Origin of the sequence: Pedobacter sp. N36a (assembly GCF_014472395.1) — a bacterium.
GTDB lineage: Bacteria > Bacteroidota > Bacteroidia > Sphingobacteriales > Sphingobacteriaceae > Pedobacter.
Genome location: NZ_JACSZW010000008.1, coordinates 24,264 through 41,246, shown reverse-complemented (window position 1 = coordinate 41,246; position 16,983 = coordinate 24,264). Strand labels below are relative to the sequence as shown.

The window sequence follows — 16,983 nt, the reverse complement described above, 5'->3', positions numbered from 1 at the left end:
ATTAGTGGGCTATAAAGATCACAATCATAGATGTTATTCAGCGAACAAAATTACAGAAGAGGAGAATTTTGCGGGAGTATAGAGGTAATTTGCGGCTCTATGTTTTCAGGTAAAACAGAAGAATTATTAAGAAGATTAAAGCGTGCAACGATTGCTAAGTTAAAAGTAGAAATCTTCAAACCCGCCACTGATACCCGATATGATAATCGTGATGTTGTTTCCCACGACAGGAATTCTATCCCTTCTACTCCGGTAGAGAACTCTGCTGCCATCCTGTTATTAGATACCGATGTGCAGGTGGTAGGGATTGATGAGGCCCAGTTTTTTGATGAAAATCTTCCTGAAGTCTGCAATATTCTAGCGCAGCGCGGCATCCGTGTAATCGTTGCTGGTTTGGACATGGATTTTAGTGGAAAACCATTCGGCCCAATGCCAAATTTGATGGCCATTGCAGAGCTGGTCACTAAAGTAAATGCGATATGCGTCCGTTGCGGCAGTCCCGCAGCCTACTCTTACCGCACTGTAGCCGATCAATCAAAAGTCCTTTTGGGAGAGAAAGATAGTTACGAACCAAGATGCCGCCCCTGCTTCCATGCCAAGGACTAATCTGTCTTAAATTGGCTTATCATCATATAATTCCCGATCTTTGCGGTTGGAAAGGAAAAAGATGAATATAGCCATTGACAAAAAAGACATTAAAGAAGTTTATGAGACTTCAATAGTTCAGCAAACTGCATTCTGGTCGGAAGTAAAAACCCAACAAGGCCTCCAATCTAAAGCATTCAATTTTAAAGTCAGCAATGAAGACATTTATCATGATGCTTTAACGAATACTTATACGCATGCTGATTTTCTGGTATTACTTCAGCCCCTGGATAGCGAACATAGCGTTGCTTACGTTCCTTATGGGCCGGAGATTGAACCCAATGAAGAATATCAGGGGAAGTTCCTGGAAGAATTGTCGGAGAACCTCCGGGCACATCTTCCAAAAAAATGTATCCTGATCAGGTATGACCTGGCCTGGGAATCGCATTGGGCAAAAGAAAATGATAGTTTTGATGAGTCTGGTATCTGGAACGGTCCGCCGGAAAAGAAGTACCAGGAGTTTCGATTTAACATCAACACGACCAACTGGAACCTGAAAAAGACAAATTCAGATATCCTGCCTTCAAATACCATTTTCCTGGATCTGCAAAAAGACGAAAGCACTTTGCTGAATTCGATGAAGCCTAAAACCAGGTACAACATTAACCTGTCTCATAGAAAAGGAGTGAATGTGACCCGAGTAGGGATGGAAAATCTCCATGTCTGGTACGCATTGTATCAGGAAACTGCGATCAGAAACCGCATACATATCAATGATATTGAATATTTCAGAACGGTACTTTCTGCACGTGCAGAAGACACAGCGTCGCCGGCAGAAGTAGAATTGTTGCTGGCCGATAGCGATGGGCAACCATTGGCAGCTATGTTTCTCGTGATTGCCGGACAAAGAGGCACCTATCTTTATGGGGCTTCCTCTTCCAGTAACCGGAATTACATGGCCACATATGCCTTACAATGGGAAGCCATGAAAATTGCTAAAAACAAAGGATGTCTGGAATATGACTTTTTTGGCGTAGCACCGCAGCCAGATCCTGCGCATCCATTGTATGGTCTATATAAGTTTAAAACCGGATTTGGAGGAGAGTTATACCATAGAATGGGTTGTTGGGATTATCCGCTGGATACAGAACAATACCATCGTTTTATTGCCGCAGAAATGCAAAGCCAGGGTTATCATCTTTAGAAAAAAAGAAGCTGAGCAAAAATCCCTGATGATGATCAAAAAGAACAATGACGCATCATCTCTAAAATAGCTTAAACAACAAAGCCCTTTGAAAAATTTCAAAGGGCTTTGTTTAGGATGCATTGGTTCAATTCAGCAAACCTTCCAGGTCATTATTGAAGTTCCCAAATACAGGTATCTGCTAAGGTGCTTCCAGCAGATTTTCCTTTTACCAGGACCTCATTTTTCCCTTTATTCAGCTTCACATTTTCCCAGATCATCGTATTCATCGCATTCTTCTTCTTCTTACCCATGCTTTTTCCATTGATCCAAAGTTCTGCATCTGGTAAATTGCTAAAGATTTTCACTGGTGTGACAGCTTTGGTACGCATCGTATTTCTTCTGGAGGTAATGTAAACCATCGGCTCTGGGTTCCAGTTTGCTTTATAAAAATAGAAAGCATCCTTTTTAATCTTGCGATCGTAAGTCACCAGCCCTTTATCATTGATGCCATTGTTGTCGCCTTCTGTTCTGATTCCAGAACCAAAATCTGCCAGTACCCAGATAAATTTACCCCAGATATAAGGACGTTTCTTCAGTTCTTCCCAATGTTTTTCATGGAATGCCGTTTGCCATTCTTCCGGATGGAAGCGCCCTTTTGCTTCTGGCGCGGTCAATTCTTCGATATGCTTAAAAGGACTTGCCCCGGCACCATATTCAGAGATAGAAATCGGTTTACCGGGCAAGGCTTGATGCGTTTGATCTGCCCATTTGGCTACCTGATCAAAGCTTCCCCCATACCAGCCGAAATACTGGTTCCAGCCCATCAGGTCAGTCAGATCGGTAAAATTAGCCGGACCTAAGTTAGAGGCCAATGTGGTTAATCTCCCCGGATCTTCGGCTTTCGCCAATTCATTCAGTTCTTTAATAAAGGGCTGTGGATCGTCGTAATTAAGTTTTAACTCATTGAATAAGCCCCAAAAGCATACCGAAGGATGATTGTAATTCTGACGGATCAATTCTTTCAGCATCTTCTTTGTATTTTCTTCCAGCTGCGGATCTTTCACATAGCCAGTTCCAGTGTACCCTCCTGGGCCCACAAATGGAATCTCCGACCATAATACCATCCCATTCTGATCACATAAATCATAGAAATGCTTGCTGTGGGGATAATGGGTTAACCTTGCAGCCGTTGCCCCCATTTCCTTCATCAGCTCCATATCCTGATCATGATCTGCATCTGTTAAGGCAGAACCTTTCCCCGACCAATCTTCATGTCTTCCTGCACCATATAAATCCAGGTACTTCCCATTCAGAAAAAAGCCTTTATCTGGGTCTACGCTATAATACCGGAAACCCAGAGGCTGAGAGATATGATCGGTTACTTTTCCATCCTCAAGTAGATCTACGGCTACACTATACAAATAAGGATCGGCTTTACCATTCCACAAATGTGGACTTTGAATGCGCATTTGTGTCTTAATTTGAGTGGTTCTTCCAGCACCTGCTCCCGTATTTACAGGATGAGTAATGGAACGTATTTCTTTTCCAGTCTGGTCAAAAAGGGTTGTTTTAAGGCTTAAGTTTTTAGCATCGGACAAAGATAACTTTGTCAGGATTTCCAGATCTGCGGAATTTTCAGAAACGGCCTTTTGCGTCAGGTACACGCCTGAAGAGCCATAATCCAAGGGACTGATACAATTCTTTTCTGTCAGAATCAAAGAAACCGGACGGTGCAAGCCACCATAAATATTGAAATCGCCATGTAACGGAATCACGTCCAAACGGTAAGCATTGCTGACCTGAACGGCGATGGAGTTATTCCCCGGCTTCACATAGTCGGTGATTTCTACTGCAAATCCAGTATAACCACCCTTATGCTCCGCAACCGCTTTGTTGTTTACAAATACCGTGGCCACACTATTGGCCCCTTCGAAATAAAGGAATAATCTTTTAGCGCCCCATTCTTTTAGAACATTCAGGCTATTCTCATAAATCGCTGCACTGCGTTTGTATTCCGCTACTCCCTCCAATACCTCATTGGCATTCCAGGTATGCGGCAGGTTGACCGTTTCCTTTTTGATGCCTTGTTCAAAGTTATATGCAAAATAAAATTGCCAATTGGCATTAAATGGAATGGTTTCCCTCCCATTTAATGCATTAGTAACAGGTTTTGCTGTCGTTACAGCCAGTTGAAATAGAAAGAAAAGGATCGTGGCAATAATTTTTTGTCGATACATTATGTTAATTTTTATAGAAGCCTAACTCGGCAAATTGTGCGAATTGTTCGCCATCCCAGCTTGATTTCGCCAGGACTTTAAAATATCTGAAACTCAATGGTGCTTGAAAAGCAAAATTTTGAATGGACCCTAGTTTAGGGATTTGTAAAGTGGAGGCCAGGCTGAAGTTGATACCGTCAGTACTGTATAAAATATCCACATCTTTAATCGCACGTCTGTCGCCGTTTAAAATAGTAAAGCCATCCAGCGTTTTAAGCTGTCCAAGATCTATCGTAATAAAATGCGGATAACTTGCAGCCGGCGCAACAGACCACTGGCTATGCCATCCGGTTGACAAATTATTGTCGATCACATTTGCGGCAACAGCAGTAGTTTGCTGGGAGCTGAAGGCAGCGATAGACCAGCCTGCTTTGCTGATTTCATTTTTTGTACTGAATTCCAGAACCGGCAGCGCATTCACAAATTTATAAGCATAGCTATTCTGTGTTACTGTTCCATTGTCGTGGACTAGCTTTAAACGCAGCTCATAAGGACTAGCATCTTTATATTTAAAATCAGCGATAGGCATTTCCACATAAAAGCTGTCTGTTCCAATCGCCTTAGATTCCCAGGTTACTGCATTATAATCTTTGTTTGCACCTACCCCTTCATTGTTTACATTCGGGTCATTGTAATAAACGATGCTATTGACCTTCGTATCACTTGTAAATCTACCGGAAAGTACAATTGCTGATTTTGTGGCAGAGTAATCTGCATGAATTCTGGTTACCCGGGCATTCAGGGCTCCGTAATAAGTCTTGCTGTCGTTGTTAAAAATCTGGTTGACATTTAAAATGGCACAATCTGTAGCAGTCAGGAAGGTGTTAGATTTACCTAGCGTTCCATTTCCTGCCCACATTAAGGCCATACCAAGCGTCGCATTTTCGGAAACTTTCTGACAATTGTGTGGAAGGTTTAATCCATGGCCCAGCTCATGTACCAATCCGCCGAACCAAACACTGAAACGATTGCCTTCAGTATCAGTTTTTCCAAGATTTTTGATGTCTAATCCTTCATAATCTAATGCGAAGCACCATCTTCCCAAACCAAAAAAGGGCCCGCCATCAGGTGTTCCATCCGGGCGGAAACTATATCTCGGTAAGATCACCAGCGTATGGTCACTGGTTTTCTCTGTGGGATGTGCGGTAAAATAGGCGTTAATCTCTGCCTGTACATTTCCAGCACCGCTGGAATAGGAATAATCACTCTTTGGTTTTGTACCTCTGATGGTGATGATTTTCACCCTGTTAATGCTCAGATCGGCAAACATTCCAAAGGTTTTGTTTGGATATCCGTTACGCAGCATTTCCTGTTTCACGTAATTTTGTGTCCATAACATCAGCTCACTTAAACGCTTTTCGTACGCAGGAAGCGTATCAAGGTCGTTGGGCACAAAATAAACCAGGTTCAAATTGCGCGACTGCGGACTGGTGTACACCGTGTCGGTGCTCAGTTCTAAGGCAGTTACGTCTGCTGCAACTGGAGATTTTTTGCACGCAAAGAGGCTAGTTGCCAGTAATAGGCAAAGTGCTAAAGTTTTGGTTCTCATAAATTTGGTTTAGGGATGATTGTTTGATTATTTAAATATTCACATATAGTTTAAATATAATAAATTAGAGCAATTTCTCAAGTTTCAATGCCTTAATGAAACTCCAAGGAAATTCTTTCAAATTCTTTTTCTTTATTACAGGCTCTTGTTTAACATTTAGTAGTTGATCTTTTCCGGCGATATTCCCCTTGAACACGTTTCCCATCCAGGTTAATGCGGCGTATTGTTTTGCAGATTTGGTAAAAATGCCTGTGGCTAATCCTCGATATTCGAAGATATTACCATCCAGCACTACGTTTTTAGGTACGCCATGTTCGATGTCTATCAATTCCATTTTCACAGCATCCAATCCACTGTTGTAAAAAATATTATTACTGATTTGGGTATCGTCTGTGACTAAAGCAAAATTGAACAGGCGCTTGCGTTTATTGCCATCATTTATACTTAGGTTATTCCTGATGATGCTGTTAGTAGTCATTTTACTTTTTGCATTAATCGCATCCGAAATCACCAGCATAAACCCGCCATCATTGTCATGGCTATAATTGTTCTGAATGATGGTGTTGTTGCAATTCCCATCGATATCAAATGATTGTCCGTCATTAGACCAATCCAGATTTTTTGTAAAAGCGACCTCATTGTATTGAATGATGGTATTGTCGCTGCTATGTGGCCAGATACCTACTGCATTGTCTTTAGCACGGGTTCTGATGTGAAACAGCTTATTATGCTCTATTAAAGAACCATCAAATGCTTTGACCACAATCCCATCTCCGCCAATATCTTCCAGGGTACAACCTCGGATGATTAAATTTTTATTGGGAAACCAATGGTTACGGAAGGCAAAAGTTCCATTGCCCCGAATTCCATTCCTGTCCACTTTGACCACTCTACAATTTTCGATCAGCAGGTTTTCAATATTACTTGGTTTTGGCCCCTGACAATCCCAGAAAATTCCGTTTCCTTCGTTACTTCCTTTTTTATTGTCGCCATTAATGTCGTGTACATAAAGATTAGAAAGGCGGATATTACTGATCGTCCCGATGTTTTCTGCAAGAATACGGACCCCAGTAGGGCCTGTTTTCTGCGTTTTGACTAAAGCATCAAAATTAGAAAGGTCCAAATTCTCCAAAGCGATATTGCTGATATTCTTTAGCAATACCGCATCTTTAAACTGACCTTCCGCAGCGATAACCGGAAGCTCACCTTTTCCATAAGCGGTAAAAATAATTGGACTTTTCTTTGTTCCGGAGCCCTGAGGCATCAATTGCCCTTTCCATTTGCCACCACGCTTGAAAAGAACCTGATCACCAGGAGTAAAGGTTTGCGCGTTTACCTTGCTCAATGATCTCCAGGCTAATTTTTGTGACTTTCCGGAATAGTCATCATTGCCATTCTGGCTATCCACATAATATTTACTCCTATTGATCAGCTCCTGAGCTTTCGTACCGGAGGAAAATCCAGCCAACAAACTCAAAGCGATCAAACAACAAAACAGGAACTTTTCTCTCATCATCTACTTGGTATTACAGACCGTCGATCTGTTGATTTAAAATTAAATTTATTGCCGTTAAAGTACCAAAAAGAGACGAAGAACCTCCGTCTCTTTTAAAGAAAGCTTACCAGCCTGGGTTTTGTACAAACTTTGGCGATTTGGCCATTTCTGATTCTGGAATCGGAAATAGATAAAATGCAGGTCTGAAAAAATGTGGTTTAATATCGATCACTTCATAAGTCAGCTTATTTCCTGTTTTAGTAATTTTCATTCCTTTTAACATGACATTATTGGTCACCTCTGCAATTTTCCATCTCCTCACATCCCAAAGGCGGTGTTCTTCCAAGGCCAGCTCTACTCTGCGTTCATTTTGAATCACCAAACGCATATCTGCTTTACTGATGCCTGATTTCAGGCCATAATTATCGTCTAAACCTGGTAAGATCCCTGCACGTTTTCTAATTTGGATTAAGGTGCTGTAAACTTCAGTGGTTGGTCCCTGGTATTCATTCAATGCTTCCGCATAATTCAACAAAATTTCTGCGTACCTGATCAATGGATAACAGCGGTCGGTATTACCACCACCGTCTTCTACCATCATCTTTCTCCAGTAATATCCTGGAATAGCGATTGGCCCTGTTGCAGCCGGCCCATCGGGACTAGCGCCTACAAATGTATTTACCGCTACCATGGCATTACTACTCGTCAGGAAAAATGTGGAGCCATTGTAAATGATACTATTTCCGAAGCGAGGGTCGCGTTTCAGATAAGGATCGTTAGGATTGTATCCGGAAGCAGGGTCCGTAATTGGCAAGCCATTTTCCATTCCAAAAGCATCTACCAGTTGTTGCGTTGGTGCACTTGATCTTCCACTCCCTGTTCTGGAAGTTGGCAGCAAGTTATTTTCATATTCTCTATTAGGTGCTTTCATTCCTCCGAACAAATATTCTCTATTGTAACGGTTCAAAAACACACTGTAAAAACCATATCCCCGACGGGTAACATTGTCTTCTCTTAAGGAATATGTACCAGAATTGATGATGTCTTTAGCGGCCTGTGCTGCTTTATTCCAGCGTTCCAAATCTGCATTTGCATAGCCGGTGATACTTTTCAGTGCCGCATCTGCTGCAATTCCTTCCCCATTAAATAATGGACTTGCTGCGTACAATAACATTCTTGATTTAAGCCCCATACAGGCACCTTTTGTAGCGCGACCATAATCTTGCTGCAGCTGCGTATCGAAGTCTGGCAAATCTGCGGCAGCTGCATTACATTCGTTCACGATATAATCTACACAGTCGCTGTAACTGGAACGCGGCAAATCAATATTATCTGCAATTCCATAATTCACATCACCGATCAAAGGCACACCTCCATATACTTTTACCAGCTGGAAATAATACCAGGCGCGTAGGAAACGGGTTTCGGCTTTCAGTTTTTTCTTTAAACCGGCACTCAGGGGACTGCGGTCTATATTGCTAAGGAATACATTTGCCCTACGGATATTCTCCCAAGGCAATTTCCAGTTATTGAGTACTTCAGCTTGTTTTGTAACGTTGGTACTGGAGGCCGAAAGTGCACCACTGGCCATTAGAATGGCATCATTTTGTGGTCCTGTATAGCGAACCGGGATCGCTTCATCTGCCAGTACCGGGTGTCCGCCACCTTCCCACCTATTGGCATCAAAGTTAAATCCGACATTCGTATAGAGTCTGGTTAAAAAAGCAATGGTACGTACACTATCTGTAAAAGTTGTGGTTTCATTTAGGTCGCTGGCCAGTTTTGCATCAAGGAAGCCTCCTTTTTTACAAGCCCCTGCCATCAGCAGAAATACTGCCATCACCAGGTGTATAAATTTTATCTTCATGGTCTTGAGATTTTTTCGTTATAATGAGAAAGTAACACCGAAATTATAGATGCGTTGATTTGGGTAAGCGGTAATCGCTCCGGTATTGATAATTCCACCAGAAGCATTCACCGATTCTGGATCTGCCTGATAGAATTTATCCACGTTAGTCCAGGTTAACAGGTTATAGCCATTGGTGTATACCCTGATTCCTTTAAAGCCAATTGGTTTCACCCATGATGTTGGCAGCTGATAGCCAATTTCCATAGTTTTTAAACGCAGGTAACGCGCATCTACTAACCAAAAGTCTGAAAGAGATACGTTAGGGCGGCTGATCGTGCTATTGGTACCTAACAGTGGAAACTTTGCATTATTACCCAGTTCTGGTGTCCATGCTTGCTGGTGAATCGGTTGAAAATTAGTGCTTAGTCCTTCAATCGCTTCTGAAGCAAAGTACATGCTATAATCATAAGCCCCTTGAAGTAACATACTGAAGCTAATCCCTTTGTAAGTAAAGCCTAAGGTTAATCCTAAAGTGGTACTTGGTAAATTCGGACTACCCACGGCACGCTGATCCAATGCGTCAATAATTCCATCCCCATTCAGGTCTTTGTATTTTAAATCCCCTGGTTTGATGCTTGTGGTTGGCTTAGGGCTATTGGCAATGTCTTCCAGACTTTGGTAATAGCCATCAAAGATATAACCGAACCCTTGTCCGATTGGCTGTCCTGTTCTTGCTAACCAAGGGTAGCGAGGATTGGCTTCATCTTTGAAAATAATCTTATTTTTCGCATAAGAGAAAGTTCCTCTGGCAAAGTATTGCACGCCTTTAAAGCTATTCCTGTAATTGATCTCTCCATCCCATCCTTTGTTATTCACTTTACCCAGGTTCATCGGCGGTAATCCAACCCCCATAATCAAGGGCACACTTGCTCTAGGCGTCAAAATATCATACCTGTTGTTATTGAAATAATCCACGGTAAAGGAAAGTTTTCCCTCGAACATGGAAACGTCTAAACCGATATCCAGTTTATTTTCTTTTTCCCAGGTCACATTATCATTTCCTAACGTACCTTCTTTGATGCCAGCGTAATTGTTGTGCTGCTGCCCGAATGAATAAGAGCCGTCGTTGGTATACACCTGCTCATAGACAAACTTACCATCACCAATATTATCTGAACCCACTAGACCATAAGAACCACGGATTTTAAACAAGTTGACAAAGGAAACCTTCTTCTTAAAGAATGACTCTTCCGCAATGTTCCATCCTCCGGAAATAGCCGGGAACCATCCATAGCGTTTCTTTCCTACAAACTTATCCGTTCCATTATAAGCGGCATTAAACTCCAATAAATACTTTTGTTTGTAATCATAACCAGTTCTCATCGTCATTCCTCTAAAATTGGCTGGAATGCTGGAATCGGTTACGGCGTTGTCGTTCTGAATGTAACTGTTTTGATTATATAGTCCGAGCGCATATATCCTATGGTCCCCGAAATTGCGATCATAATTTAAGGAAGCCTGAACATTGGTAGTTCTGGAAGCTCCGCCAGCAGAACGTGTCAGGTTGTATGGTGGAATCCGATATACCGTAGCATCTTTTGGCGTATACACACCCGTTTCCTGATTGTAGTAATACATTGGGAAATTGGTATTGCTTCTTGCCAGACCTCTTTTGTTGACCTGAGCACTTGCGTAAGAAATTAAAGCTTTCGCTGACAATCCCTGAGTCAGCATATCCAATTTCTGAACCCCACCAAAGGTGATGTTTAAATCGTTATCGAAACTTCTGTTGTACCCTTGTGTGGCCAGACGACCCACGATATTGACGCCTCCCAGGTTTGAACCGGTCGCGTAACTGCCATCTGGATTATATACTGCATAAGCAAATGGCGGTAAAAAGTTATAACTATAGATCTCGCCAATCAGACCATTCCCATTAGGGCTATTGGTAATAGGATCATTTGTTTCTCCAAAACGACCTGTCATATCCAGCTTAAAGCTCAGCGTTTTAGTAGCTTGTACGTCTAGGTTGGAACGGAAATTATAACGTTTGTAGTAATGGGTATTGTTTACTTCACTTTTAGAGCTGAAATCTTTTAAAGCACCATTCTGCCATAAGTAGCCCATCGAGACAAAATATTTTACGCTTTCCGTACCACCCGAGATGTCCAGGTTATTTCTGGAGATCAACGCGGTAGGATTCATCAAAGTACTATACCAATCTACATCCGGGTGCCCATAAGGGTCAGTACCATCTTTAAAAAGCTGAATATCTTTATCCGTAAAACGCAAAGACTGATCACTGTTGCGCAAGGCCTGATTGGTCAATATTGCTGCATCATAAGAACCCAAGAACTTAGGTGTAAAGGTTTTTTGCTGTAAGCCCAGCTCCGTTTTAAAATTGATCACTGGTGCGCCAGAGATCCCTCTTCTAGTGGTAATCACCATCACCCCGTTTGCTCCTTTTACCCCGTAAATAGCCGTGGTAGATGCATCTTTCAAAATAGAAATACTTTCAATCTCATTAGGATCCAGTTGTGAAACATCTGAATAGCTGTATTCAATATCATCCACAATAATCAATGGGCGCTGAGTACCTGCATAGCTGCTCATCCCGCGAATAAAGAAATCTGCTCCATCTTTTCCCGGCTGTCCAGATCTTTGCTGAGAAAAGAAACCAGGTAAACGTCCGGCAAGCGTATTCTGGACACTTGCGGTAGGATTTTGTCTGATTTCTGCCCCATTAATAGAACTTACTGCACCGGTATTGGTGATCTTCTTTTGTTTGCCGTAACCTACAACGATGAGTTCTTCCAGTCCTTTCGCATCTACTGCAAGGGCTACTGTAACTTCTTTCTTATTGGATACGTTTATTTCCTGGCTGATAAAACCAATGCTCTTGATCAAAATGGTCTGACTACTGCCTTTTAAAGTCAGCTGAAAGCGGCCATCATTGTCAGTTTGGGTGCCATTTCCAGCTACCCCTTTCTCCACAACGGTAGCTCCTGGAAGCGGCCCTCCGCTTTCCTTTACCAAGCCTTTGATCACTTTGGTTTGTGCCAAAAGGAGCCCTGGCAGGAAAAAAACCATTGCAAGTGTGATATATATAAATCTTTGCATAACCTGTTTTGTTTATTTTGTATGAACCGGAAGGGCCTACCAACCTGTGTTTTGGGTAAAATTTGTGTTTTTGGTGATTTCCGAATATGGAATCGGATAGCTGTACATCTTTGCGGCATTGAAGCTCACGGTTGATGCTTCAAAAGGGGCGTAAGTAAATACTCCCGGAGTGATTTGCGTGATCTTCATCCCATGCAATTTTCCATTTAACACCTGCTCGGCAATTTTCCACCTTCTGATGTCCCAAAAACGCTGCTCTTCGAAAGCCATCTCTACCCTTCTTTCATTTCTGATGACGATGCGCATTTGTTCTTTTGAAAGACCAGTAGGCAAGGCAAAAGGAACAAGACCAGCACGCTGCCTAATGTCTTCCACTGCTTTGATCACTTCTGAGTTTGGTCCGCTGAATTCATTCTGTGCTTCCGCGAAATTCAAAAGAATTTCTGCGTATCTAAAGATCACAGGGTTATGCGTCTGGTTGCTATAGGTTGTGGCATTAGAAAAATCAGCCATAAATTTGCGCATATAATAACCAGTACGGGTTTGGGTTACAATACCTCCTGGTTTATCGAGTCCACCCTCAAATGTTTGTACTGCACGCTTTACCCACATCATCCCATTATGAAAGATGGTGCTATAAAATCTTGGGTCGCGATTTAGATAAGGATTGTTAGGATTATAACCTGAGGTAGGATCAGTAATTGCTTTTCCGTTTTTCATGCCAAAGGCATCAACTAGCTCTTGCGTCGGACTGGTTAATCCATTACTAGCTACAGCATCCGTATAACCGATTGGTGCATTATCCACCTCTACACTTGTTCCTACATTCCGTTGAAAAGCGAGGATCACCTCTTTATTTTTACGGTTTAAAAACATACTCTGAAAGCTGGCTTCCAATCCGAGGCTGGAAGTAAGGCTCATCAGGTCTTTGGCCGCTATGGCCGCAGCCTGCCATTTCGCAGGGTCATTCCCTGGATTGTACAATGGGCTTGCCAGGTACAATAACAGGCGTGACTTTAAGGCTAATGCTGCCGCTTTTGAAGCCCTTCCAATATCAGCATCCTGAATCGGGTTAGGTCTAAGCTTATCCTTAACGGCTTCTATCTCTGAAAGGATATATTGTGCCACTTCATCCTGGCTGTTTCTTTTTAAAGAAAGGTCATCATCCAGACTAAGGATTCTATCCCCCAATAAAGGCACTCCACCATAACGTTTAAACAATTCAAAGTAGAACATCGCCCTTAAAAAGCGACTTTCTGCAATCCAGTAGTTTTTTTCTACTACCATAGACTGCTTAAAAGGGACGATGCCGATGTTTGCCAAAAAATAATTTACCCTTCTGATTCCAATGTAATTTTTTGCCCAGGCATCATCTACAGGTGCATTACTGCTGATTCTTCCATTGGTAAACGACTCCACATTGCTGGAATTTCTCGATGAAATGGCATCATCACTGGCTGCATCTAAAACATCATTCGCACTGATAGAACCAAATGTGGTTCCTATGCGGTTGAAACCGGTAGGCAGCTGTACATAAGTATCGTTCAGGAAGTTTTTGGCATAATTCCCTAATGAATCCGTAGGATCAAAAATGACGTCTTTAGTCCATTTCTCCAATGGCGTCTGTTCAATATTGCTTTTCTTACAGGCGGTTAAACACAGTACTCCGCCGAATATGATGTATATAAAATGTTTCATTAGGTTATAGTTTAATGTTAATACCGGCATTGATCGTTCTGAGGGCAGGATATGCCGTACCATAAACCTCAGGATCGATATCCTTGTTGTCCGAAATGGTAAACAGGTTCATGCCATTGGCAAAAAATCTTACGGAAGCCAGTTTAATTCTGGCCGCAAATCTTTGTGGAAGGGTATACCCGATTTCCATATTTTTCAACCTCATGTAATTTCCTGAACGCAGCCAGAAGGAAGACATCGCCTGGTTGTTTGGATTACGGCCTACTGCAAGTCTTGGATAAGTAGCGGTGGCAGCCGTCTCAGGAGTCCAGCGATCCAGATGATGCTCAAATGCCTGTCCTTTTCCATCATTCTGGAATTCCCATTGTGTAGGGCCCGATAGATAGATCATCCGGTTTGCGGCTCCCTGCAGAAGCGCACTGAAGTCAAAGCCCTTAAAGTCAAAGCCCAGAGAGAATCCATAATAAATAATCGCCTTATTATTTTTTAGACCTTCTATATCGAATTGGTTGATCACGCCATCGCCATTCAGGTCTTTGTACTTAATATCGCCGGGAACCGGATTATAGCCCTCTGTCTTTGGACTGTTTGCTATATCCGCTGCATTCTGGTAAAAGCCATCTGCCTGATAACCATAAACCTGGTCTGTACGCTGTCCGGTACGTTTCATCCAATCATACTCACGAAATACTTCGTCCTGATATTTGATGATTTGGTTGTTTGCGGTTAGATTTCCAGAAACAAAATAATTGAAGTTGTTGAGGTGATTGCGGTAACTCGCCGTAAAATCCAGCCCGGTATAATTGGTGGTTCCAATATTCTCGAGTGGATAAGTATTTCCGATAATCGCCGTGTTTTTTCCTCTCACCTGCAGCAAGTCAAAGTATTTATTGCGGTAATATTCGGTCGTTAACGTCAGCTGATCATTAAACAAGCTCAGGTCTAAACCCAGATTCAGCTTATTTGCTTTTTCCCAGGTAATTTTTGGATTGGCCAGGGTTTGCTCCCTAACGGAATATACAAACGTTCCTGAACCACCGCCAAAATAATAACCGTCACCATCTGCAAAATATTGGTTGTATACAAAGTATCCTGCATTTGCATTACCTGTGCGGCCATAAGAAGCACGAAGTTTTAAGGTATTTAACCATTTTACATGATCAGCGATAAAGCTTTCTTTAGCAATATTCCAGCCTAGACCAGCAGTAGGAAAAAGACCGAATCGTTTATTGTCGGGATAACGATTTAAACCGCTATAACTCATAACCACCTCGGCAAGATATTTTTCCTTGTAATCGTAAGCAACGGATCCAGCAAGCGTTTGATACGTTAAAGGCAGGTCGCTATAGACAGATATGTTCTGAATATTGGCATTTGCCAGTGCTTTCACATGATGGTTCCCAATGGTTCTATCGTATCCTGCTGAAAGCGCTGAATAGAAGTTTTTATACTGGTAAGTATTCAAGCTGGTACCGGCTACAATCGTTCCATCCGTACCAAAACGCTGGTAAGTTACACCAGATGGGGCATTTTGACCTTGATAAACTGCGAATGTTTTACCTCTGGAGGTCACTTCCGAAAGATTGGTATTAAAAGAAACCAGCCCTTTTAACCATAGTCCCTTAGTCACATCATCCAGTGTTCGCTTAAATGAAACATCTGCCGACATCTCCCTGCCATAGCTTAGCGTGTAACCGGATTGTGTGCTCTGTCCATAAATATTATTCTGAAAGTCCTTATTTCCTCCTAAAGAACCATCTGGATTCAGCATCGGATAAGCACCATTAGGGGTACTGGCAAGGGAATTGAAAATACTATTTACGCCCAGGTTCACTTCACGTCCATTGAAGGAGATTACATTTCTCGCCCCCGGTGAATTTCCATTTTCGATACGCCCAAACAGGTTTAAATTAACCGTCAGGTTCTTTGTTAGGTCCACATCAATATTGGTACGTACGATGTATCTTTTAAAATCAGCGTTTGTATTGTAACTGTTCTTATTGGAAGTTTTTAGCAAACCCTGCTGATCCAGGTAATCAACATCCAGGAAATACCTGGCATTATTGCCACCACCAGAAGTGTTCAGGTTATAACGTGTAAATGGAGCATTGTTCCTTAATATTTCTTTATACCAATCTACATTAGGGTGTCCCATCGGATCAGATCCTGTTCTATAGGCTTCCAAATCAGCTGATGAATATACAGGAGCCTTGCCATCATTCAACAAAGCTTCATTATATAAATTGGCATAGTGATAGGCATCTAATGTTTTAGGCAGCTTAACCGGGCTTTGTAACCCCGTTTGAGCAGTAAAGGAGATTTTCTGTTTACCGACCTCTCCTTGTTTAGTGGTGATCAGAATGGCACCGCCTGAACCCCTCAGTCCCAGCATACCCGTCGCTAAGGCATCTTTAAGTACAGTTACCGATTCTATTTGCTCAAAATCAATGGAAATCAGATCTCTGGGAATTCCATTTACAAGTATCGTTGGATCCTGTCCCCGTAACGAATATCCCGCAGCATCCAATCCTGGAATTCCAGTAGATTGAAGGGTTGATAAGCCAGAAAGTCTTCCTGATAATGCATTGTTTAGTGCGGTAACAGGAGAACTAAGCAGGTCTTTAGTATACACACTTTCAGTGGATAAGATGCTGGTCGACTTTTTCTGAGTATCATATAGTCGCTGAACAACCGTTTGTGGTTTTTCGGCTTCCGTCAATACCATGTTCAATTTATTCCCGGTTACCACTTGTTCATGAACAAGATATCCTTTTAAAGAAAAGACAATCACCTCTCCTGAATCAATCAGAAGTGCATAATCACCATTCTTACTTGAAATCACATCCGTTCCAGCGGTCTTATTCTTTACGGATACGCCGAACAGTGGCTCGCCATAAATGCTGGTGATTTTACCCTTCAGCAATCCAGGGGTTTCAGCAGAGCTATTGGTTCCTTTAATGCCCTTATTTTTTTGAGCAGCTAAAGAAAGTGGGAAAAACAGGAGTATCATCAGCCACTTAAAAAGAGACTTGCCACATCCATTCATACCCTTTACTTTTAAGTAAGGTTTCATCATAATTGGTTTTTTGGTTTGTTTGTTGCCTGGGAGACAACAGCTATTTGGTTTCTCGTAAAGTTGTAGCCAATTCAAAAAACATAGGGGTGAAAAACGGTTGTTTATGGGGTGAAAATTCATTTTACTTACCTGAGTTGGGCAATAAAGCA

At 42.0% G+C, this 16,983-nt stretch carries 9 protein-coding genes; 2 read left to right on the top strand and 7 right to left on the bottom strand.

Annotated features, from left to right (window positions below; genetic code table 11):
* The first annotated feature begins 30 nt into the window (after nucleotides 1-30).
* Both H9X96_RS16205 and H9X96_RS16200 read left to right on the top strand, forming a co-directional pair.
* Nucleotides 31-606: a thymidine kinase gene (locus H9X96_RS16205; protein WP_187667306.1), complete on the top strand. Its 576-nt coding sequence runs from the start codon at nucleotides 31-33 to the stop codon at nucleotides 604-606.
* A gap of 61 nt (nucleotides 607-667) precedes the next feature.
* Nucleotides 668-1,789, top strand: coding sequence for a peptidoglycan bridge formation glycyltransferase FemA/FemB family protein (locus H9X96_RS16200; protein ID WP_187667305.1), 1,122 nt, complete (start codon nucleotides 668-670; stop codon nucleotides 1,787-1,789).
* A gap of 152 nt (nucleotides 1,790-1,941) precedes the next feature.
* On the opposite strand, the gene H9X96_RS16195 is transcribed toward H9X96_RS16200, so the two are convergent.
* The 7 genes from H9X96_RS16195 to H9X96_RS16165 all read right to left on the bottom strand — a co-directional run bounded on the left by H9X96_RS16195 (nucleotide 1,942) and on the right by H9X96_RS16165 (nucleotide 16,768).
* Nucleotides 1,942-4,008 carry a glycoside hydrolase family 2 TIM barrel-domain containing protein gene (locus H9X96_RS16195; protein WP_187667304.1) on the bottom strand — a complete coding sequence of 689 codons (2,067 nt, stop codon included), beginning with the start codon at nucleotides 4,006-4,008 and terminating at the stop codon, nucleotides 1,942-1,944.
* A 4-nt stretch (nucleotides 4,009-4,012) separates the two neighbouring features.
* A complete protein-coding gene (locus tag H9X96_RS16190; protein ID WP_187667303.1) occupies nucleotides 4,013-5,596 on the bottom strand; it encodes a discoidin domain-containing protein in 1,584 nt (527 codons plus the stop codon).
* A gap of 64 nt (nucleotides 5,597-5,660) precedes the next feature.
* A complete protein-coding gene (locus H9X96_RS16185) occupies nucleotides 5,661-7,112 on the bottom strand; it encodes a right-handed parallel beta-helix repeat-containing protein (RefSeq protein WP_187667302.1) in 1,452 nt (483 codons plus the stop codon).
* Nucleotides 7,113-7,215: 103 nt separating this feature from the next.
* Entirely contained in the window at nucleotides 7,216-8,958 is a 1,743-nt protein-coding gene (locus tag H9X96_RS16180; RefSeq protein ID WP_187667301.1) for a RagB/SusD family nutrient uptake outer membrane protein, read from the bottom strand.
* An 18-nt stretch (nucleotides 8,959-8,976) separates the two neighbouring features.
* A complete protein-coding gene (locus H9X96_RS16175; protein ID WP_187667300.1) occupies nucleotides 8,977-12,060 on the bottom strand; it encodes a TonB-dependent receptor in 3,084 nt (1,027 codons plus the stop codon).
* 36 nt (nucleotides 12,061-12,096) lie between these two features.
* Nucleotides 12,097-13,758, bottom strand: coding sequence for a RagB/SusD family nutrient uptake outer membrane protein (locus H9X96_RS16170; RefSeq protein WP_187667299.1), 1,662 nt, complete (start codon nucleotides 13,756-13,758; stop codon nucleotides 12,097-12,099).
* A gap of 4 nt (nucleotides 13,759-13,762) precedes the next feature.
* Nucleotides 13,763-16,768: a SusC/RagA family TonB-linked outer membrane protein gene (locus H9X96_RS16165; RefSeq protein WP_370576753.1), complete on the bottom strand. Its 3,006-nt coding sequence runs from the start codon at nucleotides 16,766-16,768 to the stop codon at nucleotides 13,763-13,765.
* Between the last annotated feature and the right edge of the window lie 215 nt (nucleotides 16,769-16,983).